18 protein-coding genes are annotated in these 22,758 nt (G+C 47.1%); 14 read left to right on the top strand and 4 right to left on the bottom strand.

Annotated features, from left to right (window positions below; all coding sequences use genetic code 11):
- Positions 1 to 115 precede the first annotated feature (115 nt).
- Entirely contained in the window at positions 116 to 2,524 is a 2,409-nt protein-coding gene (locus tag BUR42_RS13195) for an ABC transporter permease (RefSeq protein ID WP_074239680.1), read from the top strand.
- Here BUR42_RS13195 and BUR42_RS13190 read toward each other — a convergent pair.
- The gene (locus BUR42_RS13190; RefSeq protein WP_074239679.1) at positions 2,521 to 3,552 is read right to left on the bottom strand and encodes a LacI family DNA-binding transcriptional regulator; all 1,032 of its coding nucleotides are present in this window, start codon (positions 3,550 to 3,552) and stop codon (positions 2,521 to 2,523) included. The genes BUR42_RS13195 and BUR42_RS13190 overlap by 4 nt on opposite strands.
- A gap of 214 nt (positions 3,553 to 3,766) precedes the next feature.
- Between BUR42_RS13190 and BUR42_RS13185 the strand changes: the two genes are divergently transcribed.
- The 8 genes from BUR42_RS13185 to BUR42_RS13150 are packed head-to-tail and all read left to right on the top strand — an operon-like array spanning position 3,767 to position 16,228.
- Positions 3,767 to 7,012: a SusC/RagA family TonB-linked outer membrane protein gene (locus BUR42_RS13185; RefSeq protein WP_074239678.1), complete on the top strand. Its 3,246-nt coding sequence runs from the start codon at positions 3,767 to 3,769 to the stop codon at positions 7,010 to 7,012.
- An 11-nt stretch (positions 7,013 to 7,023) separates the two neighbouring features.
- Positions 7,024 to 8,769, top strand: a complete 1,746-nt coding sequence (locus BUR42_RS13180; RefSeq protein WP_074239677.1) for a RagB/SusD family nutrient uptake outer membrane protein — start codon at positions 7,024 to 7,026, stop codon at positions 8,767 to 8,769.
- Positions 8,759 to 10,063 carry a pectate lyase gene (locus tag BUR42_RS13175; protein WP_074239676.1) on the top strand — a complete coding sequence of 435 codons (1,305 nt, stop codon included), beginning with the start codon at positions 8,759 to 8,761 and terminating at the stop codon, positions 10,061 to 10,063. Before BUR42_RS13180 ends, BUR42_RS13175 begins: the two co-directional genes overlap by 11 nt.
- Positions 10,060 to 11,517 carry a glycoside hydrolase family 28 protein gene (locus BUR42_RS13170; protein ID WP_074239675.1) on the top strand — a complete coding sequence of 486 codons (1,458 nt, stop codon included), beginning with the start codon at positions 10,060 to 10,062 and terminating at the stop codon, positions 11,515 to 11,517. Before BUR42_RS13175 ends, BUR42_RS13170 begins: the two co-directional genes overlap by 4 nt.
- A gap of 1 nt (position 11,518) precedes the next feature.
- Positions 11,519 to 12,628: a glycoside hydrolase family 88/105 protein gene (locus BUR42_RS13165; protein ID WP_074239674.1), complete on the top strand. Its 1,110-nt coding sequence runs from the start codon at positions 11,519 to 11,521 to the stop codon at positions 12,626 to 12,628.
- A 10-nt stretch (positions 12,629 to 12,638) separates the two neighbouring features.
- Positions 12,639 to 14,144, top strand: coding sequence for a tagaturonate reductase (locus tag BUR42_RS13160; RefSeq protein WP_074239673.1), 1,506 nt, complete (start codon positions 12,639 to 12,641; stop codon positions 14,142 to 14,144).
- A gap of 20 nt (positions 14,145 to 14,164) precedes the next feature.
- Entirely contained in the window at positions 14,165 to 15,475 is a 1,311-nt protein-coding gene (locus tag BUR42_RS13155; protein WP_074239672.1) for a DEAD/DEAH box helicase, read from the top strand.
- A gap of 12 nt (positions 15,476 to 15,487) precedes the next feature.
- The gene (locus BUR42_RS13150; RefSeq protein WP_074239671.1) at positions 15,488 to 16,228 is read left to right on the top strand and encodes a sulfite exporter TauE/SafE family protein; all 741 of its coding nucleotides are present in this window, start codon (positions 15,488 to 15,490) and stop codon (positions 16,226 to 16,228) included.
- Here the strand turns inward: BUR42_RS13150 and moaA are convergent.
- Positions 16,215 to 17,183, bottom strand: a complete 969-nt coding sequence (gene moaA / locus BUR42_RS13145; RefSeq protein ID WP_074239670.1) for a GTP 3',8-cyclase MoaA — start codon at positions 17,181 to 17,183, stop codon at positions 16,215 to 16,217. The genes BUR42_RS13150 and moaA overlap by 14 nt on opposite strands.
- A gap of 47 nt (positions 17,184 to 17,230) precedes the next feature.
- On the opposite strand from moaA, the gene moaD reads away from it, so the two are divergent.
- Entirely contained in the window at positions 17,231 to 17,464 is a 234-nt protein-coding gene (gene moaD / locus BUR42_RS13140) for a molybdopterin converting factor subunit 1 (protein WP_074239669.1), read from the top strand.
- A gap of 3 nt (positions 17,465 to 17,467) precedes the next feature.
- Positions 17,468 to 17,884, top strand: a complete 417-nt coding sequence (locus tag BUR42_RS13135) for a molybdenum cofactor biosynthesis protein MoaE (RefSeq protein ID WP_074239668.1) — start codon at positions 17,468 to 17,470, stop codon at positions 17,882 to 17,884.
- Between the two features lie 68 nt (positions 17,885 to 17,952).
- Here the strand turns inward: BUR42_RS13135 and mobA are convergent, their stop codons facing one another.
- Both mobA and moaC read right to left on the bottom strand, forming a co-directional pair.
- Positions 17,953 to 18,534 carry a molybdenum cofactor guanylyltransferase gene (gene mobA, locus BUR42_RS13130; protein ID WP_074239667.1) on the bottom strand — a complete coding sequence of 194 codons (582 nt, stop codon included), beginning with the start codon at positions 18,532 to 18,534 and terminating at the stop codon, positions 17,953 to 17,955.
- Positions 18,521 to 18,991, bottom strand: coding sequence for a cyclic pyranopterin monophosphate synthase MoaC (gene moaC, locus BUR42_RS13125; protein WP_074239666.1), 471 nt, complete (start codon positions 18,989 to 18,991; stop codon positions 18,521 to 18,523). Before moaC ends, mobA begins: the two co-directional genes overlap by 14 nt.
- A gap of 39 nt (positions 18,992 to 19,030) precedes the next feature.
- Between moaC and BUR42_RS13120 the strand changes: the two genes are divergently transcribed.
- From BUR42_RS13120 to BUR42_RS13110, 3 genes are all read left to right on the top strand, one after another.
- Positions 19,031 to 20,236 carry a molybdopterin molybdotransferase MoeA gene (locus BUR42_RS13120; RefSeq protein ID WP_074240585.1) on the top strand — a complete coding sequence of 402 codons (1,206 nt, stop codon included), beginning with the start codon at positions 19,031 to 19,033 and terminating at the stop codon, positions 20,234 to 20,236.
- 83 nt (positions 20,237 to 20,319) lie between these two features.
- Positions 20,320 to 21,471 carry a mannonate dehydratase gene (gene uxuA / locus BUR42_RS13115; protein WP_234979670.1) on the top strand — a complete coding sequence of 384 codons (1,152 nt, stop codon included), beginning with the start codon at positions 20,320 to 20,322 and terminating at the stop codon, positions 21,469 to 21,471.
- Between the two features lie 40 nt (positions 21,472 to 21,511).
- Positions 21,512 to 22,723 carry a multidrug effflux MFS transporter gene (locus BUR42_RS13110; RefSeq protein WP_074239664.1) on the top strand — a complete coding sequence of 404 codons (1,212 nt, stop codon included), beginning with the start codon at positions 21,512 to 21,514 and terminating at the stop codon, positions 22,721 to 22,723.
- The last annotated feature ends 35 nt before the right edge of the window (positions 22,724 to 22,758 follow it).

Here is a 22,758-nt window from a genome sequence, read left to right as displayed (position 1 = left end):
AATCGAACAGCCACTGTATCAAAAGCGGACACTGTTGTTTTATAATGAGTTGATTTTCAATAAATACATTTCATGGTATTTTATTTGAATACTATCTTCCCATAACCTGACCGCTATGTTCCGTAATTATCTCCGTATTGCCTGGCGCAACCTTTTAAAGAACAAAACATTTTCCTTCATTAACATTACCGGTCTTGCCATTGGCATGGCTTCCTGTATAATGATCATGTTATTTGTTACATACGAAAGGGATTTCGATGGGCAGCATACAAAGAACATTTACAGGTTATGTGAAGTGCAGAAATGGGAGGGTATGGTAGCTCCGCAGAATGTTGCGCTGAGTATGTACCCTATGGCTACAGCATTGAAACGGGAGTTTCCGGAAGTGAAGAACTTTACGAGGGTGCAAACACAAAGTAATGTGGATATAAATTATGGAGAGAAAAGGTTATTCCTGAAAACAACCCTCCTGGTAGATTCTACTTTTCTGCAGCTGTTTAATTTCCAGCTCACGGCAGGAGATAAGCATACAGCATTAATGAAGCCCGGCAATGTTATCCTTTCGGAAGAAACGGCAAAAAAGATGTTCGGGGAAGAAGATCCTATTGGTAAGGTCATCGTAAAGAATATAGGAGATACCATCGTGCTGAACGTAACCGGCGTTGTAAAGGTGCCTGCTGCATCCCATATGCAATTTGATGCGCTGGTTACGCTGAACACACGCTACAATCCAAGATGGGAGAAAAACTGGGGCGGTAACTGGCTCACCACTTACCTGGAATTAACGCCGAAAGCCAACATAGCAGGGCTCACCAATAAGTTCCCTGCCTTCCTGAAAAAATACATGGCGGAAGAAGACAGGTGGAAGGGATATGAACTATTCCTGCAATCCCTGAAGGATGTGCATGCAGGTTCTACTAATATTACGCATGACTACATCAACTTCCAGAAGTTCGATAAACGTTATACTTATATCTTCTTTATTATCGGCGTGATGATCCTGATCATTGCCTGCATCAACTTCATGAACCTGTCTACAGCAAGGTCTTCGGAAAGGGCAAAAGAAGTAGGTATCCGCAAATCGATCGGTGCACATCGTTCACAACTGGCATGGCAGTTTATCGGAGAATCTGTGATGTTGTCTTTCATTGCATTGATCTTCGCAGTACTGATTGTGATGCTCACCCTGCCATACGTATCTGATTTCAGCGAACGTGCCTTACACTTCCCGCTATTCACCAACCCCAAAGTATTTGGCCTTGTAGCAGGAGCTACCTTGTTGTTGGGTATATTAGCCGGGTTATACCCGGCCGGGTATCTCTCTTCGTTTGAACCTGTGAAAGTATTGAAAGGTTCCATACAGCAGGGGAGGAATAAGGGCAACCTGCGGAATGCATTAGTAGTAGTGCAGTTCACTGCGGCGGTGTTCCTTATCATAGCCACGGTATTTGCGCTGAAACAATTGCATTTCATGCAAACCAAAGACCGCGGATTTAACGGGGACCAGGTATTACTGCTGAAACTGGATAATGAAACAAACGGTAAATACGAAGTGATGAAGCAGGAACTACTGGGTAGTTCGCTGATCTCTTCCGTATCTGCCTCCCAGCAAAGATTAGGTGCTAATATACACCAGACCAGCGCCACCTTCCATGGAGAAGGGCCCGCTCGTTCCCTGGCCACTTCAGCTGTAGTAGTGGATAAGGATTTCATCAGGTTATATAAGATCCCGCTTGTGGCAGGTACAGACTTTTCAAAAGATGTGTCCAATAATGCAAAAGAGTATATCATCAATGAATCCCTGGCCAAAGAATTACTGAAGGAAGAAAAGAAAGGTGCTACCATGGAATCCCTGGTCGGTAAAATGTTCGGGTACGGCGGCATGGATTCTTCCGGCAGGATCATAGGGGTTGCAAAAGACTTCAACTTTAATACCCTCCACCACAAGATAGAAACCCTGATGATGTTCAATCAGAAGGACTGGGGTTACAGTGAAATGGCTATCCGCATCAGCGCTGATAAGATCAAAGAATCCATGGCTGTGGTGGAAGCTACCTGGAACAAACATGTGGTAGGTCATCCTTTCGATCCCTATTTCCTGGACCAGCATTTTGCCAAGATCTATCAGTCTGATAAACAGGTGAGTACCGTAGTATTGATCCTGGCTCTATTGGCTATTATCATTTCCTGCCTTGGTTTATTCGGGCTGGCATCTCATGCAGCGGAGAGAAGGCTGAAAGAAATAGGCATCCGAAAAGTACTGGGTGCCACAGTACAAAATATTGTGGCTATGATGAGCAAAGACTTTGTGAAGCTGGTGATCATTGCTAACCTCATTGCCTGGCCAATTGCCTGGTATGCTGTTTACACCTGGCTGAACGATTTTGCTTACCGGATCAGCATCAGCTGGTGGGTTTTTGGCATAGCTGGTATCATTGCTGTGGCGATCGCATTGCTGACGGTGAGTTACCAGGCCATCAGAGCCGGGTATAGTAACCCCGTAAAAAGCCTGAAGATAGATTAAAGCGGTTTGGAGGAATCGCGGACAATGAGATGGCTGGATAATACCTCCTGCTCAAAATCCGTGATGGGTTTCTTGCTTTCTATCATTTCTATCAATAATTCCGTGGCCCTTTGCCCGATCTCAAACGCCGGTTGCCGAACCACACTTACAGAAGGTGTAAAAAGGTCTGCCAGGTTGGTATTGGTGAACCCAATGAAACCTACCTGTTTATATTTATTCTGCACATTTTTCAGCGCGCTCAGGCATACAGTAGTGAGCCGGTCACCCGCGGTAAATAAAGCGTCAATTTTACTCTTATTAAAGAATAAACTCTCCACTGCCTCCTCTACTTCTTCATAGATCATACCACCACGATTGCAATGTTTAACCAGTTCTTCGTCGTAAGGAATATGATGTTTCAGCAGGGCATCTTTATACCCTTGTAATCTTTCCCTTGTGATATTCAGGTTGTTAGTACTGGTGATGTGCCCTATTTTTCGGAAACCCCGGGAGATGAGGTGTTCCGTGGCATGGAAAGCGCCCTGGTAATTGTCTGCTATAACCTTGTGGGTGTCCAGCTCTTCCATCACCCTGTCGAACTGCACCATAGGAAAACCTTTTTCATGTAATTGCTGGAAGTAGGAGATGTCTGTGGTTTCGCAGGAGAAAGAGAGCAGGAGCCCATCTACATTGCGGGATACCAGGTGCTGCACATTTACCATCTCCCTGTCCCGGCTCTCGTGGCTTTGCGTGATAATAACATGGTAGCCCCTGTTATAGGCAATGGATTCAATACCATTAATTGCCTGGGAAAAGAAGTTATTGGCAATCTCCGATACTACAATGCCGATGGCCTTGCTGCGTTGTTCCTTCAGGCTCAATGCAATAAGGTTAGGACGGTAATTCATGCGTTCAGCATACTCGAGCACCATCTTCTTTGTTTCTGCAGAGATCTCATACCGCCCCCGTAGTGCGCGGGATACTGTGGAAGTGGAAAGGTTTAAGGCCTTGGCGATATCCTTGATCGTTATTACATCATCAAATTTCATATTGGCTGATAGGTCAAAAAACGTACGTGGATAACTAAAATAAGAAATTTAACGAGTTAATGGAGATTTTTCATCCTTCGCAATCGTTATCGGGAACGATTGCATAAATAAAGTTACGCATAAATTGTGCAGATGACACTTTATGATGTAGCATTGCTATACAGTAGAACGCGAATTTCCACGTAACCGATTTTATTTTATCAACCCTCCACATATGAAACTGACATTACCCACGTTGTTCCTTTCCCTGTTCATCGCAGTTCCTGCTTTGGCCCAAACCCGCAAGATCACCGGCCAGGTGACAGCTACCGGTTCCGGTTCATTGGCTGGCGTAACGGTACAGGTAAAGAACACTAAAACTGGTGTTTCCACAGATGGATCAGGCAGATACAGCCTGGATGTACCTGCTTCCGGAGACCCCGTTCTCATTTTCCGCTTCATGGGCTTTAAGACGGTAGAAGAAAAAGTGAATGGCCGTAGTGTGATAGATGTTGTGTTAACAGAAGAAGCCTCTTCCCTGAATGATGTTGTGATCATTGGTTATGGCACTGCCAGGCGGCGGGACCTTACAGGTTCTGTTTCCTCCGTCAACGCCAAACAGATCAAAGACATCCCTATTAACTCTGCTGCACAGGCACTCACGGGAAGACTGGCCGGTGTACAGGTAACTGGTACTGAAGGTTCTCCCAATGCGGATGTAATGATCCGCGTAAGAGGCGGTGGTTCCATTACACAGGATAATTCCCCGCTGTATGTAATAGATGGTGTACAGGTTGAAAATGCCCTCTCTGCTATTTCTCCCCAGGATATTGCTTCCATCGATGTATTGAAAGATGCATCCACTACCGCTATTTATGGCGCCAGGGGAGCCAACGGCGTAGTGATCATTACTACCAAAGGTGGCCGGAATGCTAAAACCACGCTGAATTACAGCGGTTTTATGGGCTTCCGTAAACTGGCCAATAAACTGGAAGTGATGAAACCCTATGATTTTGTAACGTACTGGTATGAAAGAACACGCGGTACAGCGGCAGACAGTACTGCTTTTGCCAGGGCTTATGGTACTAACTGGGATACACTCGCCAATTATAAGAACGTACCTTTTGCAGACTGGCAGGAGGAGATGTTCGGCCGCAAGGCAATGATGCAAACACATAATGTAAGTGTGAACGGAGGTAATGCCTCCACGCAATACAACCTCAGCCTTACCTCCAATACAGAAGAAGGTGTAATGCTGAGATCAGACTTCGACAGAAAGCTGGCCAGCTTTAAGTTTGATCATACCATCAACAAGATGGTTAAAGTAGGTTTTAATACCCGCTATAACCACACGATCGTAAATGGAGCAGGTACTACTAATGAAGGTTCCGCTTCCACCAACAGGCTGCGCCACAGTCTGAAATACCGCCCTCTGCTGATGAAGGGATTGGGCATAGATGATTTTGACCAGGAATACTGGCTGGAAACAAATGCGAACAGCCTCAGCCTTGGTAATCCCATCCTGCTCAATCAAGCGGAATACCGGAAAAATATCAGTGATATCCTTAACCTGAGTGGTTATGCCAATATCGAACTCACAAAGTTCCTGAGCTTCCGCAGTACTTTCGGTTATGACCTGAATACGGAAGAAAGAAGGTTCTTTGATGATACACTTACGGCTAATGCACGCCAGTATGGTGTAGCGCCTCTTGCGCTTATTCAGAACATCAAAAAAGTGACCCTTAATAATTCCAATGTGCTCACCTTCAGCAATGCACAGCTGAACGGAGATTTTAATAAAAAGAATGAGATCACCGTACTCATAGGGCATGAGATCTATGAAAGCAGGATGAATACAAATACCATAGAAACACGTTACTTCCCGATTGGTATTACACCGGAATGGGCATTGGCGAATATGAACCTGGGTTCTCCGCCACAGGGTGTGCAGCAACCAAAACCCGTGACCACTGAATTAACCAGCCGGCTGGTATCGCTCTTTGGCAGGATAAACTATGCTTATGATAAAAAGTATTTGCTCGCTTTCTCTATGCGGGGAGATGGTTCCTCTAAGTTTGCTTCAGCGAATAAATGGGGGTATTTCCCTTCCGGCTCTGTTGCCTGGCGGCTTTCCAACGAGGATTTCCTGAAGGATAAATTAGGCCCCGTCAACGATCTGAAGGTCCGTGCCTCATATGGCCAGGCAGGGAATAACCGTATCAACGACTTCCTTTACCAGATGCAGTACAGCGCTATCCAGTCGGCCGTTTCATTCCCGCAATACGGATTGAATGAACAGGTGGTGGCAGCACTGGCACCTGTGGCATTGGCCAACCTGGACCTGCTTTGGGAAAGTACTATTTCCCGTAACCTCGGTTTTGATATCGCGTTCTGGAACGGAAGACTGGTATTCAATGCGGACTTCTATAAAAACACGACGGACAACCTGCTGATTGCAGCGCCTATTTCTCCCACGCTGGGTTACGATAAACAAATGCAGAACGTAGGTGCTACCACTAACAAGGGTATGGAATTCCAGGTGAATGCCATCCCCGTTCAACAGAAAGATTTTAACTGGAACCTCAATTTCAACATCTCTTTCAACAAGAATACCGTAGACCGCCTGGCTGCCAAACAGGTGAATGGCTACCTGCAGAACTCAGGCTGGTTCCATCCCACAAATGCCACCGCAGATTACATCGTAAGAGTGGGTGATCCGGTAGGTGCCATATGGGGTTTGGAAACAGATGGTTTCTATAAGATAGAGGATTTTGATTACGATGCCGCTACAAAGGTATACACCCTCAAAAAAGGAGTGCCCAGCAATAACAGCATCACTTCCACACCACCACAACCCGGTACGCTTAAGTTCAAAGACCTGAATGGAGATAGCGTGATCACGGAAAAAGACAGGAAAGTGATCGGCGTGGCGCAGCCTAAATTCTTTGGGGGCCTCAGCCAGCAGTTCACTTACAAACAGTTTGACCTGAGTGTATTTGTGAACTTCCAGGTAGGCAACGATGTATTCAATGCCAACAGGCTGGAGTTCACCAGCGGTTATACCAACAACTCCAATTTGCTGGCCATTATGAACGATCGCTGGAAGACCGTCAACGATAAAGGAGAAGTAGTAACAGATCCGGTGGCGCTGGCAGAGCTGAACAAAAATGCAAAGATATGGAGGCCCGGTACACAGGCAGCTTCTTTCATTGCGCACTCCTGGGCAGTAGAGGACGGTTCCTTCTTACGGGTGAATAATATTTCACTGGGTTATACATTACCATCCTCCTTATTGAGGAAGATGCGCATGCAAAGCCTCCGCATTTATGGCACTGTGAACAACGTAGCCATCTGGACGAAGTATTCCGGGTATGATCCTGAAGTAAGCACACGGCGTGCGAGTGGGGTAACACCCGGGGTAGATTTTTCTGCCTATCCCCGCAGCCGCTCCTTCCTTTTAGGGCTAAATCTCTCATTATAAAAGACAGCACCATGAAAATCAGATATATCATCTTATTATGTACAATTTGCCTGGCTGCCTGTAAGCAATACCTGGAAGTGCCGCCGGTTTCCTCTTTTGATCCTGCCATCACCTTTTCCAATGTTGTGAACGCAAGGATGGCTGTGCTGGGTACTTATGGCGCATTAACAGGAGACCAGGGTTATGGTATCCGGATCAATATGTACTATGCTTACGACAGTGATGAAATGATGGGGCAGGGTGGAACACCATTCCCGGATAACGAACGGAGAGATATTGCACATTATAATCTCACACCCAATAACTCACAGCTGGCACAACCGTTCAGCCAGTTGTATAACGGTATTGAACGGGCAAACCTTTGTATTTACTACATTCCCAGGATGGCGTTGTATACAAATGGTACAGAAGTGGAAAAGAATGAATTGAAACGCCTGCATGGAGAAGCCCTTACCCTGCGTGCGCAGTTCTATTTTGAACTGATCCGCAACTGGGGAGATGTGCCTGCACATTTTCAACCCGCCATCTTTGAAACAGATCAATACCCCGGTAAAACAGACAGGGATTCTATCTATGATCACATCTTAAACGACCTGGCAATTGCTGCACCACTCGTTCCCTGGAGAACAGCTGCCGGCCCGAGAGATGAAAGGATCACACAAGGGGCAGTAAGAGCTTTGCGTGCAAAGATCGCATTGTTCCGCGGTGGATATTCCCTGCGCAGATCAAAACAAATGGAACGCCCTGCCAATTACAAACCATTTTATGAAATAGCACGTACAGAGTGTAATGAGATCATGCAGCACCGCGGTGATCATAGTCTGAATACCAGTTACCTCGCTTTATTCAGGGATAACCTCTGTGCCCACAAGCTGGACCCTACGGGTGAGATCATCTGGGAAGTGGCAATGGCCGGAAGTAACAGTGCTACGGGCGATAGCAAGATGGGTTATTACAACGGGCCAAGATATGGCACTACCGGTAACGCAGCATTAACCATCCTGCCTACTTATTTCTATGCCTTCGATTCCGTTGATGCCCGCAGGGATGTTACCTGTGCGCCTTATGATATTAATACAGCTTTAAACAAAACAGGCCGCCCATTACAAACCATGGTAGACGGAAAATTCCGCCGCGACTGGATCTCCAATCCTGTAGTGGTAACATCTGCCGCTCAATATTTTGGATTGAACTGGCCACTGATCCGTTTCTCCGATGTATTGCTTATGTATGCAGAAGCAGATAATGAATTGAACAATGGGGCATCTGCCACTGCTATCGCTGCATTTGAAGAAGTAAGGAAACGCGCTTACGGAGCCAACCCGATTGGTACTACGCCCACCAGTTACACAGACTTCTTCAATGCCATCGTAAAAGAAAGGCTGCTGGAATTTGGTGGGGAGGGCATCCGCAAATATGACCTCATCCGCTGGAACCTGCTGGATGCAAAGATCACTGCCACCAAGGCAGCGTTAACTGCAATGTCTAACAGAACAGCTCCTTACAACACCTATCCGCAAACGATGTATTTCAGGAACAATTCTCCGGACCTGGTTTGGGCCGGATCATTCTATAAACCTACCGTAACACCTGCTCCTGCAGGCCACACGAGTGTAGCCTGGTTCGGAACGGCTATCAATACCACTATTATCAGGTATTATGCAATTGAGTTTAAAACAGGTAAAAGTGAACTGTTGCCGATCGCTCAATCGGTACTGGATGCTAACCCGAACTTGAAACAGGATTATGGATATTAAGGGCTTATTTTTTTCACTAATTCTGGTAATTATCATCCCTGGTTGTGCGTCTGCACAACCAGCTTTTCCCGGAGCCGAGGGCTTTGGTAAGAATACCACCGGCGGCAGAGGCGGCAAAATACTGATCGTCCGTAACCTGAATGATGACGGGCCGGGCAGCCTCCGCGAAGCTATCAATGCAAAATATCCCCGTATGATCGTGTTTGCAGTTTCCGGTACCATCGCATTACAATCTCCGTTGAAGATCAACGAAGGTAATTGTACGATTGCCGGCCAGTCTGCTCCGGGAGACGGGATCTGCATCAGGAATTACACAGTGTCCATTCATGCAGATAATGTGATCATCCGGTATATGCGTTTTCGGCTGGGAGATGAAAAGGAACAGGCAGATGATGCCTTTAACGGCATTGGCCGCCGGCGTATTATGATAGATCACTGTTCCATGAGCTGGGCAGTAGATGAATGCGCTTCTTTCTACGACAACAAAGAATTTACTTTGCAATGGAGCATCATTGCTGAAAGCCTCCGGAGTTCCGTTCATCCAAAAGGCGAACATGGTTACGGAGGAATATGGGGTGGCCTGGGCGCCAGTTTTCATCATAATATTCTCGCCAGCAATACCAGCAGGAATCCCCGTTTCTGTGGTGCGCGTTATACACAGGAACCGGCAAAGGAAGTGGTTGATTTCAGGAACAACGTGATCTTTAACTGGGTACATAACAGTGCATATGGCGGAGAAGGTGGTAATCACAACATCGTAAACAATTACTATAAGGCCGGGCCGGCCACAAAAAAGAACGTCCGTTACAGGATCGTGAACCCCTGGGATACGGCCGCCTTTACAAAATTCTATGTGCAGGGCAATTATGTGGATGGATCTGAAAAAATAACAGCAGATAACTGGGCTGGTGGTGTGGATTGTAAGGATCCTGCAGCCGTACGTTTACAAACACCGGTGCCCGTAGTGGCTATTTCACCGCAATCTGCTTTAACAGCTTACAAAGAAGTGCTGCAATATGCCGGGGCAAGTTTACACAGGGATGCGGTAGACGAGCGGATAGTGAAAGAGATCAGCACCGGTAAAACAAGTTTTGGTGACGGAATTATAGATACCCCGCGGGACTGGCCACTACTGCGGTCCCTGCCAGCACCAAAGGATACAGACGGAGATGGCATGCCGGATGAGTGGGAACGCAAACATGGTCTTGATCCGCAAAATGAAAAAGACGCTTCGGCTTATACATTGAACAAACAGTACACAAATATTGAAATGTACCTGAATAGTTTATTATGAAGAACAGCTTATTTATTACACTGGCATTGTTTTCACAGCTATCGTTGCGGGCACAGCAGCAGGTACAGGTACCTGTTTTCAGAAAGGATACCTTTAACATTACCGGTTATGGTGCAAAGCCGGATGGCGTAACATTGAACACTACTTTTATCCAGGCTGCCATTGATGCCTGCAGTAAAAAAGGGGGAGGCGTAGTGCGTATCCCCAAAGGATTATGGCTGACGGGGCCTGTTACACTAAAGAGCAAAGTAAATCTGCATATAGAAAGGAACGCCCTGCTGAGGTTTACAACAGATAAAACAGTGTACCCGCTGGTAAAAGGGAACTGGGAAGGATTGGAACAGATGCGTAACCAGTCGCCCATATCAGGTACCAACCTGGAGGATATTGCCATCACCGGTAAAGGAAGTGTAGACGGAGGAGGAGATGCCTGGCGTATGGTGAAGAAAGATAAGCTCACAGAGAGCCAATGGAAAAAGCTCGTTGCCTCCGGTGGCCTGCTGGATGAAGATAAGAAAACCTGGTACCCTTCCGAGAGCATGCAGCGGGGCGCACAATTGAAGAACCCCGGTGTGATCAGTGCTGATCACAGCGATGCGCATTTTCAGTCCGTCAAAGATTTTTTGCGTCCCAACCTGCTGGTGCTGACGAACTGCAAAAGGATCTTACTGGAAGGTGTTACGTTCCAGAATTCTCCCGCCTGGTGCCTGCATACCTTACTCAGCGAGCATCTCACCATGCGGGATGTTTACGTAAAGAATCCCTGGTATGCACAGAACGGAGATGGCATTGATGTAGAATCCTGCAAAAATGTAGTGATCGAACGCAGCACATTTGATGTAGGAGATGATGCCATCTGCATTAAATCAGGCCGTGATGAAGCCGGGAGGAAAAGAGGGGTGCCTACAGAAAATGTATGGGTACGCAACTGCACAGTGTATCATGCCCACGGTGGTTTTGTGATCGGCAGTGAAATGAGTGGCGGGGCTAAGAACATTTATGTGGAAGACTGCACTTTTATGGGTACGGACATTGGTTTGCGTTTTAAAACCACCAGGGGAAGGGGAGGAGTGGTAGAGAACATCTACATAAAGAATATCAGCATGCAGGATATTCCTGGGGAAGCCATTCTCTTTGATATGTATTACATGGCAAAAGACCCCATTCCTTTAACCGGTGAAAAACAGGCTGCTCCCAAAGTAGAATTACTGCCTGTAACAGAAGCTACTCCACAGTTCCGCAATTTCTTTATCAGTAATGTTACCTGTTACGGTGCCGCCAGGGCTATTTTCATACGCGGCCTGCCGGAAATGAAGATCAGGAATATACAGTTGAAGGATATGGTATTGCAGGCTGATAAAGGGGTTGAAGTATCTGATGCAACGGAAGTAGCTATGCAGAACGTACGGGTGATCACAAAAGGAAAAGAAGAACTGATCAATAAAGTGTATTAAGATGAAGTATCTTTTAATCGTTGCATGCGCTTTCAGTGTTGCAAAAGAAATGGCCGCTACCCTGATGGACAGCTGGAAAGCGCCTGCTAAATGGACATATGAACAAGGTGTTGTAATGAGAGGTATGGAAGGATTATGGGAACGCACAAAAGACACCGCTTATCTTTCATACATCAAAAAAAGCATCGATCCATTTATAGAAGAGGATGGCACCATCCGCACCTATAAACAACAGGATTTTAATATAGACAATATCATGCCCGGCCGCATCCTGCTTTTCCTTTACAGGCAAACAAAAGAAGAAAAGTATAAAAAGGCGGCCACTACTTTACGCAATCAGTTAAAGGAACACCCGCGCACAAAGGCCGGCGGTTTCTGGCATAAAAAGGTCTACCCCTGGCAGATGTGGCTGGACGGGCTGTATATGGGTCAGCCATTTTATCTTGACTACGCGCTTACTTTTAAAGAGGACACTACGTTGAATGATATTGTGCGGCAGTTTGTAGAGATGGAGCAGGTTTCCCGGGATAAAAAAACAGGTTTACTTTATCATGGTTATGACGAATCACGGCAGCAGCAATGGGCCGATAAAACTACAGGCCGTTCTCCGCATGTATGGGCCAGGGCTATGGGATGGTACGGTATGGCCTTAGTGGATGTGCTGGAATTATTTCCTGCAAAAGATCCCCGCCGGCCTATCCTCTCCGGCATACTGAAACGCCTGGCGATAGCAGTGGAAAAATACCAGGACCCCGCAACAGGTTTATGGTGGGATATTGTGGACCTCCCCGGAAAGGGAAAGAATTATTACGAAGCATCCGCATCCTGTATGTTCACCTATACACTCGCCAAAGGGGTACGGTTGGGTATTTTGCCTGCAAAATATAAAGCAGTCGCCAGGCGTGCCTATGCTGGTATCCTCAAAGAGTTTATAAAGAAAGATGAACAGGGACGGACGCATTTGCACGGTACGGTAAGCGTATCCGGCTTAGGTGGTAATCCATACAGGGATGGAAGTTTTGAATATTATATGTCTGAAAAAGTAGTAGTGGACGACCCCAAAGGAGTAGGGGCTTTCCTGCAGGCTGCCAATGAGATGGAAATGCCATAAATAGAAAATTATGATGTTGTCGCGATTTACGTTGAAGCACATTGTGCCCGGTGCAGTGAAAGTTCCGGATGAACATCTGTTTGAACTACCTGAAAAGGTATTACAGTTTGGTACGGGCGTATTGCTGAGGGGATTGGCAGATCATTATATTGATAAAGCCAACCGCAAAGGGATCTTTAATGGAAGGATAGTAGTGGTAAAATCTACCAGCCAGGGCGGGGCGGATGCATTTGAAAAACAGGATGCTTTGTATACGCTTTGCATCCGTGGTATGAAGAACAATCAAACGATCGCGGAGAATTATATCAATGCTGCTATCAGCAGGGTATTACATGCACAGCGCGATTGGGAGCAGATCCTTTCCTGTGCACACGATCAGGGCATGCAGGTGATCATTTCCAACACCACGGAAGTAGGGATCCAATTGGTGAATGATGATATCCGGCGCCATCCCCCTGTTTCTTATCCCGGTAAACTGCTGGCCTTTTTGTATGAACGTTTTAAAGCTTTCGGCGGAAGTGTGCATAGTGGCATGGTGATCGTACCAACGGAGCTGGTGCCGGATAATGGTAAAAAACTGGAAGCCATTGTACTGGAACTGGCGCACCTGAATGGTTTGCCGGAAGAGTTCATGGAATGGCTGGAAAAATACAATTACTTCTGCAATTCACTGGTAGACCGTATTGTGCCCGGCTCGCCTGAACCCGCACAGCAGGCCGCGCTGGAAAAAGAATTTGGTTATACGGATGCCTTGCTCAGCATTGCAGAAGCATATAGCCTCTGGGCCATTGAAGGAGATGAAAATATCCGCAGGACCTTAAGTTTTGCAGCAGCAAATGAAGAAGTGGTGATCATGCCGGATATTGATCTGCACCGGGAGCTGAAACTGCGTTTGCTGAATGGCTCGCATACACTCAGCTGCGGCGTGGCTTTCCTCTCTGGTTTTGAAACAGTGAAAGAAGCGATGGATGAACCTGCTTTTGCTGCTTATATCAGTAACCTGCTGTCAGACGAATTAGCCAATGGTATTCCTTATCCTGTTGAACCGCAGGTAGCAGCACAATTCGGGCAAAGTGTACTGGACCGTTTCCGGAACCCCTATATCCGTCACTACTGGAAAAGCATTACCATGCAATACAGTACCAAGATGAAAATGCGCTGCCTGCCTATTCTGCTGGAGTACTATGAAAGGCATGGCCGGCTCCCTGGATTATTTGCGAAGGGCTTCGCCGCATGGCTGTATTTTATGCGGGTGCGGGAAAAGGAGGGGCGTTATTATGGAGAACTGAACGGCCAGCCTTATGAAGTAACAGACGATATGAGCGCCGTTTTCGCTAAACGCTGGCAAGAATTAACCCCCTCGGAACTGGTATTTACCACCCTGGCAGACAGGTCTTTCTGGAAACACGACCTCAGTTTGCTGCCCGGTTGGCAGGACCTGGTATTACAGCAGTTAGAGGAGATCATGCAGCAGGGAATACAGCTGAAACCTTCAAAAAAGCGGGTAATCAATTAAACTGCCGTACTTTTGCGGCGATGCAAGCAATTAACGACATACTTTCGAGATTAAGGATAGATCAGCTGAACGAAATGCAGCTGGCTGCTATTGAGGCCAGTAAAAAAGAGCAGGACGTGGTACTCCTGTCTGATACAGGTTCGGGCAAAACGCTGGCGTTCCTGTTGCCGGTACTGCAGCTGCTGGACCCTGCCAATAAGAAAACACAGGTCATGATCATCGTTCCTTCCAGGGAACTGGCCTTGCAGATAGACGATGTATTCAGGTCTATGGTCACCGGTTTTAAAGTAACCGTTTGTTATGGTGGCCACAAGCGGGAAACAGAAGAAAATAACCTGCTGGAAGCACCCGCCCTGATCATTGGTACCTGTGGCCGCCTGGCAGATCATATCCGCAGAGGCAATATTCAAACAGACAGTATTGAAACGCTCGTATTGGACGAGTTTGATAAATCCATTGAATTAGGCTTCCAGGAAGAGCTATCCTTTATCATGGGTAGCCTGAAGAACCTGAAGAAACGCATCCTCACCTCAGCTACCGATTCACTGGAGATCCCTGATTATATTGGCCTGCAAGCCCATGAGGTGCTCAACTTCTCCACCGGCGAAAAAGCAGAAGCACTGGCCGTTAAATGGGTGAAGAGTGATGAAGACGATAAGATAGCCACCCTTTTCCGCCTGATCTGTTACTTCGGTAACCGCTCTACCATTGTATTCTGCAATCACCGCGAATCTGTTGAACGTACCAGCAGCATGCTGAAAGACAGAAGTATTACCAATGTGTTCTACCATGGTGCCATGGAACAGCAGGAGCGGGATGTAGCCTTATGCAAATTCCGCAATGGTACTTCCAACGTACTGGTAACAACAGACCTGGCAGCCCGTGGATTGGATATTCCCAATATCCGTTATATCGTACATTATCACCTTCCGCATACAGAAGATATCTTCACACACCGTAACGGCAGAACTGCCCGGATGGATGCCAGCGGTACAGCTGTTTTGATCCTTTCCCCGGATGAAAGGATGCCTGCCTATGTTCCTGCAGATGTTGAAGAAATTGAACTGCCGGAAACGGCCGTATTACCGGAAAGCCCTAAATGGTCTACCCTGTTTATTGGCGGAGGTAAGAAGAACAAGATCAATAAGGTGGATATCGTTGGCTTCCTCACCAATAAGGGCGCTTTGAAAAAGGAAGATGTAGGCCTGATAGAAGTGAAGGATTTCTTTTCATTTGTTGGCGTTCGTAAAAGCCGTATGAGCGATGTTCTACAGCGGGTTAAGAACGAAAAGATCAAAAACCAGAAAGTAAAGATAGATATCGCTAAATAGTTGCTGCTACCTATGGTCCTGGAATTATGCATCATATTTTTCTTTATCGCATTAGTGTATTCTTCTGCCGGTTTTGGCGGAGGTTCCAGTTATCTTGCATTAATGGCATTGTGGGGCGTGGGCTTTCAGCTGATGAAATCTACCGCCCTGCTTTGTAATATAGTAGTGGTGTTAGGGGGCGTTTATCATTTCTGGAAGAATGGCCACCTGCCCATGAAGAAAGCCTTGCAATTAAGCCTGGTAAGTGTGCCCCTGGCATTTGTTGGAAGTTATCTTCCTATGAAGCAGGCTACATTTTTCCTGATACTCGGTATTGCTTTAACAGTGGCAGCACTCCTCATGTGTATCCGTTTTTTCTTTCAGAAAACGTATACCATCCGTGAGCAACCACGTGGCCTTTATGGGATCATCGGGGGTGCTATTGGTTTCCTTTCCGGTATGACGGGAATTGGAGGGGGAATTTACCTGGCACCAGTGCTGCGGCTCGGCCAATATGATACCGCCAAGAACATTGCCGGGTTAAGCAGTTTTTTCATTCTCGTGAATTCCATTTCAGGGTTACTGGGGCAGGCAGCCAAAGGAGCCATCATCGTGGAATGGTCTTTTACATTGCCTTTAATTATAGCAGTGATAGCAGGAGGGCAGATCGGTGCACGTTTAAGTGCAGCTGCCCTGAAACCCCGTTGGGTAGAAGCCGCTACGGCTTTGCTGATCTTATATGCAGGGGGGAGAATGTTGCTTAGCCACCAATAACAGACATACTTTCCAGCTGTGCATGCGTGTTGGATGCCGCAGCTTCAAAACCATCTTTCGCCCTGTGTTGCAATGCAGCCTGCAGATGTTCCAGGAGTTCGATATCTGTACTTCCTTCCCGGAATAAGCTTTTTACATTTAATACATCATCTCCGTAAAGGCAGGTTTTCAAGCCACCGGTAGGCGTGATCCTGATCCTGTTGCAGGTTCCGCAGAAAGTACGGCTATAGGCCGGGATTACGCCAATACTGCCTTTATGTTCCGGGATCCGGTAATTCATGGATGTGCTGTTTGGCGCGTCAGTTATTTTTTCAAGGGTATATTGAGAACGAATGGTATCCAGTATACGGAGGTAATTCCAGTTGATGCCGGAAAAACGATTTCCCTGCCCGTTAAAAGGCATTTCTTCAATAAATCTTACGGATACCGCATGGCTGCGGGTAAGTTCCGTAAAATCGATCAGTTCATCGGTATTCATCCCGTCCATCACCACCATATTGATCTTTATATCCATTTCATGCGCCAGCAGGGTTTCCAGCGTTTGCTGTACGGCGCTGAACTGATCACGGCGGGTGATCCGGAAAAAACGATCGGCCTGCAGGGTATCCAGGCTGAGATTGATCTGATGGATACCCAGGGCTTTGAGTGCAGGAATAAAAGGAGCGGTGAGTACACCATTGGTGGTGATTGAAATACCGGCCATGGGAGCCAGTTGTTCCAGCAGCAGCATGAGGTCTTTCCGCAAAAAGGGTTCGCCGCCGGTGATCCGTATCTTGTTGATGCCGGCATCCGTTAATACCTGCATTAAACGTACGATCTCTTCATAACTGAGCAGGGACGACCTTTCCAGGAATTGCATATTTTCCGGCATACAATAGGTACAGCGGAGATTGCACCGGTCCGTTACCGCTAATCTCACATAATTGATCGTTCGCTGGTGATTATCCTTCAACATCTGGCTAAAGTTAACAAATTATCGCCGCTATATTGTAGCTTTAAACCATGAGAGTTTTGTTATTCGGCATCATGAAAGATATCGTAGCTGCCAAAACACTGACAATAGAGGCGGAACTCCCCACCGTAGGGGATCTGAAACGCTGGCTGAAACAGGAATATCCTGCCGTTCAGAACCTGAAAGCGGTAATGATCGCGGTGAACAAAACTTATGCGGCAGATGAAACCATCCTTTCCCCGGAAGATGAAATTGCCATCATTCCACCTTTAAGCGGAGGTTAATTTATGGAACAACTGATCAGGATCGCTGAGCATATCGATACAGCAGAAGCCATTGCATTCGTACAATCAGAAAAGAGCGGCGGCATCGTTACTTTTATTGGTACTGTACGGAATCAAACGCAGCAGAAAAAAGTACTGAAGCTCGTATTTGAATGTTACGAGCCCATGGCCATCCTGGAAATGGAAAAGATCGCCGCACAGATGCAGGAAAAATGGCAGGTGCAGCGGGTAGCTATCTTACATGTAACAGGAGAGAAATTACCGGGAGAAGTTGTGGTGGCCATTGCCGTGGCTGCACCACATCGCGGAGCTGCTTTTGAGGCCTGCCAGTATGCCATTGATACTTTAAAGGAAACGGTACCTATCTGGAAACAGGAGTTTTTTGAAGATGGGGCAGTTTGGGTGGCGGCGCATCCGTGATTTTTTGGGGAAGGGCACCTGTATCTACAAAGCCTTCCTGGTTTTTGAAGGCGCTATCTTTTTATTCTTTAATTGATCTTATCCATCGCATCCTTCATTTCATCCGGGGTATTCGCATTAAACTGCTCTGTACTATACGGATTCTTCAGGATCTCCACTTCTACCTTCAGTAAAGTTTTACGCGGACAATTCTTCCCTTGCCTGAATTCACTTTCCAAAGCAGCCAGCGCGGCAGGTTCCCAGATAGTGATCAATGGTTCCGGAGAAAAGTTAAACGGGCTAAGAAAAGCCGTAGCCGCTTTGCGCTCATCCCTGTTGTTCAGCAGGTAAGCAATACTGTGTTCACTGATCAGCGGAAGGTCGCAGGCCAATACCAGCCAGGCTGCATCAGGGTATGCGGCATAGGCGCTGAGCAACCCGGAGGAAGGCCCTGCACCCATTACACTGTCCGGAATAAGGTTGTCGCAGCCCGGAAATTCCTGTTCCGGCCGGCAGGAGAGATACACTTCCGGCAGGAAGGTTTTTAACAGGTCGTGGAGGTATTGCCACTGGGGTTTGCCATGATAAGCGATCTGGCTTTTATCCTGCTGCATGCGGGTACTCAGGCCACCACATAATACCAGGCCTTTTATGTTATTATCCGATATCATTTTTACCACCACTTTTACTGATGAGCCTGGTTTCCCTGATCACCATTTCATGAGAGAATGCTTTACACATATCATAAATAGTCAATGCAGCTACACTGGCACCCGTAAGGGCTTCCATTTCCACCCCGGTTTTGCCTGTTGTTTTAACAGTACAGCGTATCACTGCTTCATTGCCTTCCAGCTGGATGCTGATCTGGCAATTGTCCAGCAGTAAGGTATGGCATAAAGGGATAAGTTCCGGAGTTTTTTTAGCGCCCATAATGCCGGCAATGATAGCCGTCTGGAATACGGCCCCTTTTTTTGTTACCAGTTCCTGCCCTGTGAACTGTTGCAGGATAATGGCTGGTAAAAACACCCTGCTTTCTGCCACGGCTACCCGCCGGGTTAGGTCTTTTGCACCCACATCCACCATTTGCGGCTGGCCACTTTCATTCAGGTGTGTAAAATCATTGCCCATAAATGCATTAAATTTATCAGAGCAAAAATAGTTAAAATGATGATGCGCGTACCAGAAGCTTTTGCAGCCATTATGGCCACAGTCCGTGATTTTGGAACTGAAACGGTGCCCTTTGAAAAGGCCACCGGAAGGGTATTGCGCGAAACTATTTATGCAGACAGGCCTTTTCCGCCATTCGACCGCGTAATGATGGATGGCATTTCCATTTATTACGACAGCTACATTCGCGGCCAGCGGGTATTTGGACTGGAAGACGTACAGGCGGCAGGAATGCCCCAGATGCAACTCCGTAACCTGGCGGACTGTATGGAAGTGATGACGGGGGCCGTACTGCCAGATCTTACAGATACCGTGATCCCCTATGAACACCTGGATATTTCAGAACACGAAGGATTCCGGCGTTTTACCATCGTCAAAGAAGTAAAGAAAGGGCAGTTCATTCATCGCGCAGGATCAGACGCTCCGGAAGGGAAACCCCTGTTGGAACCGGGTATCCGCCTGGGGGCAGCAGAAGCAGGGGTATTGGCCACAGTGGGCAAAACACAGGTATTGGTAAGCAAACTTCCCAGGGTAGTATTGATCGCCACCGGCAATGAACTGGTGCCGGTAGAAAATAAACCGGAAGCACATCAGTTGCGGATCTCCAATATTTACAACCTGGCGGCTGCCTTGCAGGGATTGGGCATACAGGCAGAAATGGTACACCTGCCGGACGATATACAACATCTCACCACTCATTTAAATAAGCTCATTCCGGCTGCGGACCTGCTGATCTGCACAGGAGCTGTATCCGCCGGGAAATATGATCACCTGCCGGAAGTGCTGAAAAAAGCCGGTATGCAGGAAATATTCCATACCGTTCAGCAGCGGCCCGGGAAACCATTATTGTTTGGGGCTTTTCAAAATGGCCCCGTGGTATTTGCATTGCCGGGTAACCCGGTTTCCGGGTTCATGTGTTATTACCGGTATGTGCAACCCTGGCTGAAAGCCTGTTTGCAAGACGCTGCCAACAAACCGGAGTTTGCGGTATTAGAAGAAGATGTAACGTTTGATAAACCGCTCGAATATTATCTCCCCGTTAAATTGAAATGTTCCCCCGAAGGAGCCTGGCTGGCAACACCTGCTGTTTATCATGGTTCCGGAGACCTGGCCAGCCTGCTGCTGGCGGATGCTTTTATGGCCTTACCTGCGGACCAGGATGTTTTCAGAAAAGGCAGCAGCTTCCCCGTTTGGAAATTCAGGTAACAGCAGATGCCTGCATTTACATCGTTATAATAAACAGTTGTTTGTTTTTTTTGCATCTTAGCAACATGGTAATGGAGCATACAATGCGTTGGTTCGGCCCCAACGATCCCGTTAGTTTAATGGATATCAGGCAGGCAGGTTGTACCGGTGTGGTAACTGCACTGCATCACATCCCCGTTGGTGAAATATGGTCGCTCGGAGAGATACAGAAACGCATGGCCATGATCGAGCAGGCCGGAATGACCTGGACGGTGGTGGAAAGCCTGCCGGTACATGAACATATCAAACAGCAGACTGGTCAATACTTACTGTACATAGATCATTACAAACAAAGTTTACATAACCTTGCAGCCTGCGGCATCAAAGTGATCACCTACAACTTTATGCCCGTGCTGGACTGGATGCGTACGGACATTGACTACAGGATGCCGGATGGCAGTAAAGCATTATACTTCGAACGTTTATCCTTTATTGCCTTTGATCTCTTCCTCCTGCAACGCCCGGATGCTGCAAAGGATTATACCCCCGAAGAGATCATGCAGGCAGCGCATCACTTTAAGGCCATGAGCACAGAAGCAAAAGAGAAGTTGTTCAACAATACGCTGCTGGGCCTGCCGGGAAGTGACGACCGCTTTACCCCGGAAATGGTACTCACTGCATTGAAACAATATGAACATATTGATGCCAAACGTTTACAGCAACATCTTTTCTATTTCCTGCAACAGGTAGTGCCGGTAGCAGAAGAACTGGGCCTGAAAATGGCCATCCACCCGGATGATCCGCCATATCCTTTATTAGGTTTGCCACGTATCGTAAGCACAGAAGCAGACCTGGTAGCATTGATGAATGCAGCGCCATCTCCTGCTAACGGTTTATGTTATTGCACCGGTTCTTTAAGCGTGCGTAAGGATAATGACCTGCCTGGTATCATCAGGAGGCATGGTGATCAGATCCACTTCATTCATCTCCGTAATACTAAACAGGACGACCAGGGGAACTTCTACGAAGCAGATCACCTGGACGGAGATGTGAACATGTTTGAAGTAGTGAAGGAACTCATTACCGTGATGCAAAGAAAACGTATATCCATTCCCATGAGACCTGATCACGGCCACCAGATGCTGGACGACCTTGGAAAGAAAACCTACCCGGGATACAGCGCCATAGGGCGTTTAAAAGGACTGGCAGAGTTAAGGGGTTTGGAGTATGGGCTGATCAATATTTTCTATCCATGAAAATGAAATAATGTAGGCATCTTTGCGGAAATTCTTAAGATTGACACGCGCTACCTACTTTTCTTTGATCCTGATCCTGGGAGCACTCACCGCTTTAGGCCCTTTTACGATAGACATGTATCTGCCAGGTTTTCCGGCCATAGCAAAAGACCTGGAAACGGACCTCTCCAGTGTAGGGTTATCCTTATCCAGTTATTTTGTGGGCATCTCTGCGGGGCAGTTGCTGTATGGCCCGCTGCTGGACAGGTTCGGAAGAAAGAAACCACTTTACATAGGATTGGTATTATACATCGTTGCCACTATTGGCTGCATCTTTGTGAATTCCATCGATAATTTTGTAGCCCTTCGTTTTATCCAGGCAATAGGCAGTTGTGCAGCAGCTGTGGCATCCGTGGCCATGGTACGTGACCTGTTCCCGGTGAAGGACAGCGCCAAAGTGTTCTCATTACTCATGTTAGTAGTAGCCCTGTCTCCCATGGTAGCACCAACTGTCGGTGGTTATGTGACCACTGAATTTGGATGGCATGCCGTATTCATCATCCTCACGGTAATGGGTATACTGGTATTGCTGTCCAGCATGCTGTGGTTGCCAGATAGTTACAAGCCGGATACCAGCCTGTCATTAATGCCATGGCCCATCATTAAAAATTTCCTGTCAGTTTTAAAAGTGCCGCAATTCTATACCTATACGTTTACAGCAGCCATTGCCTTCTCTGCTTTGTTCGCTTACATCTCCGGTTCTCCCAAGATCTTTATGGGTATCTTCCAGGTGAGCGGTAAGGTCTATGGTTGGATCTTTGCTTTGTTATCAGTAGGTTTCATCGGGGCGAGCCAGGTGAATACCTTACTGCTGAAGAGGTACACCAGCGAACAGATCATTCCCGCAGCGCTCTTTGCACAATCTTTAACAGGGATCTTTTTTGTGATCGCCTCTATGAATGGCTGGCTGGGATTAACGGGTACTATCGCCGTATTATTTGTGTTCCTCTGCGGGCTGGGTTTCACGAATTCCAATGCCATTGCTTTAGCCCTCGCGCCGTTTGAACGGAATGCCGGAACGGCCTCCTCTTTAATGGGGGCATTGCAAATGGGTATTGGTACTTTGGCATCAGTACTCGTAAGTCTTTATAGATCAGCCAGCGCATTGCCAGTGGCAGTGGTGATGGCATGTGCGGCTATCCTGGCCCTGCTGATCCTTTTAACGGGGCGGCGGTACATCGCAAAATCCAACGAAGTATCCATTTTGCCTTAGCGTAAATCCTTATAGCTTTACGTTAGCATTGCTGA

Origin of the sequence: Chitinophaga niabensis, from assembly GCF_900129465.1 — a bacterium.
Classification (GTDB): Bacteria; Bacteroidota; Bacteroidia; order Chitinophagales; family Chitinophagaceae; genus Chitinophaga; species Chitinophaga niabensis.
Note: the sequence above shows the minus strand (reverse complement) of the source record. Positions and strands in the feature narration are given on the sequence as shown.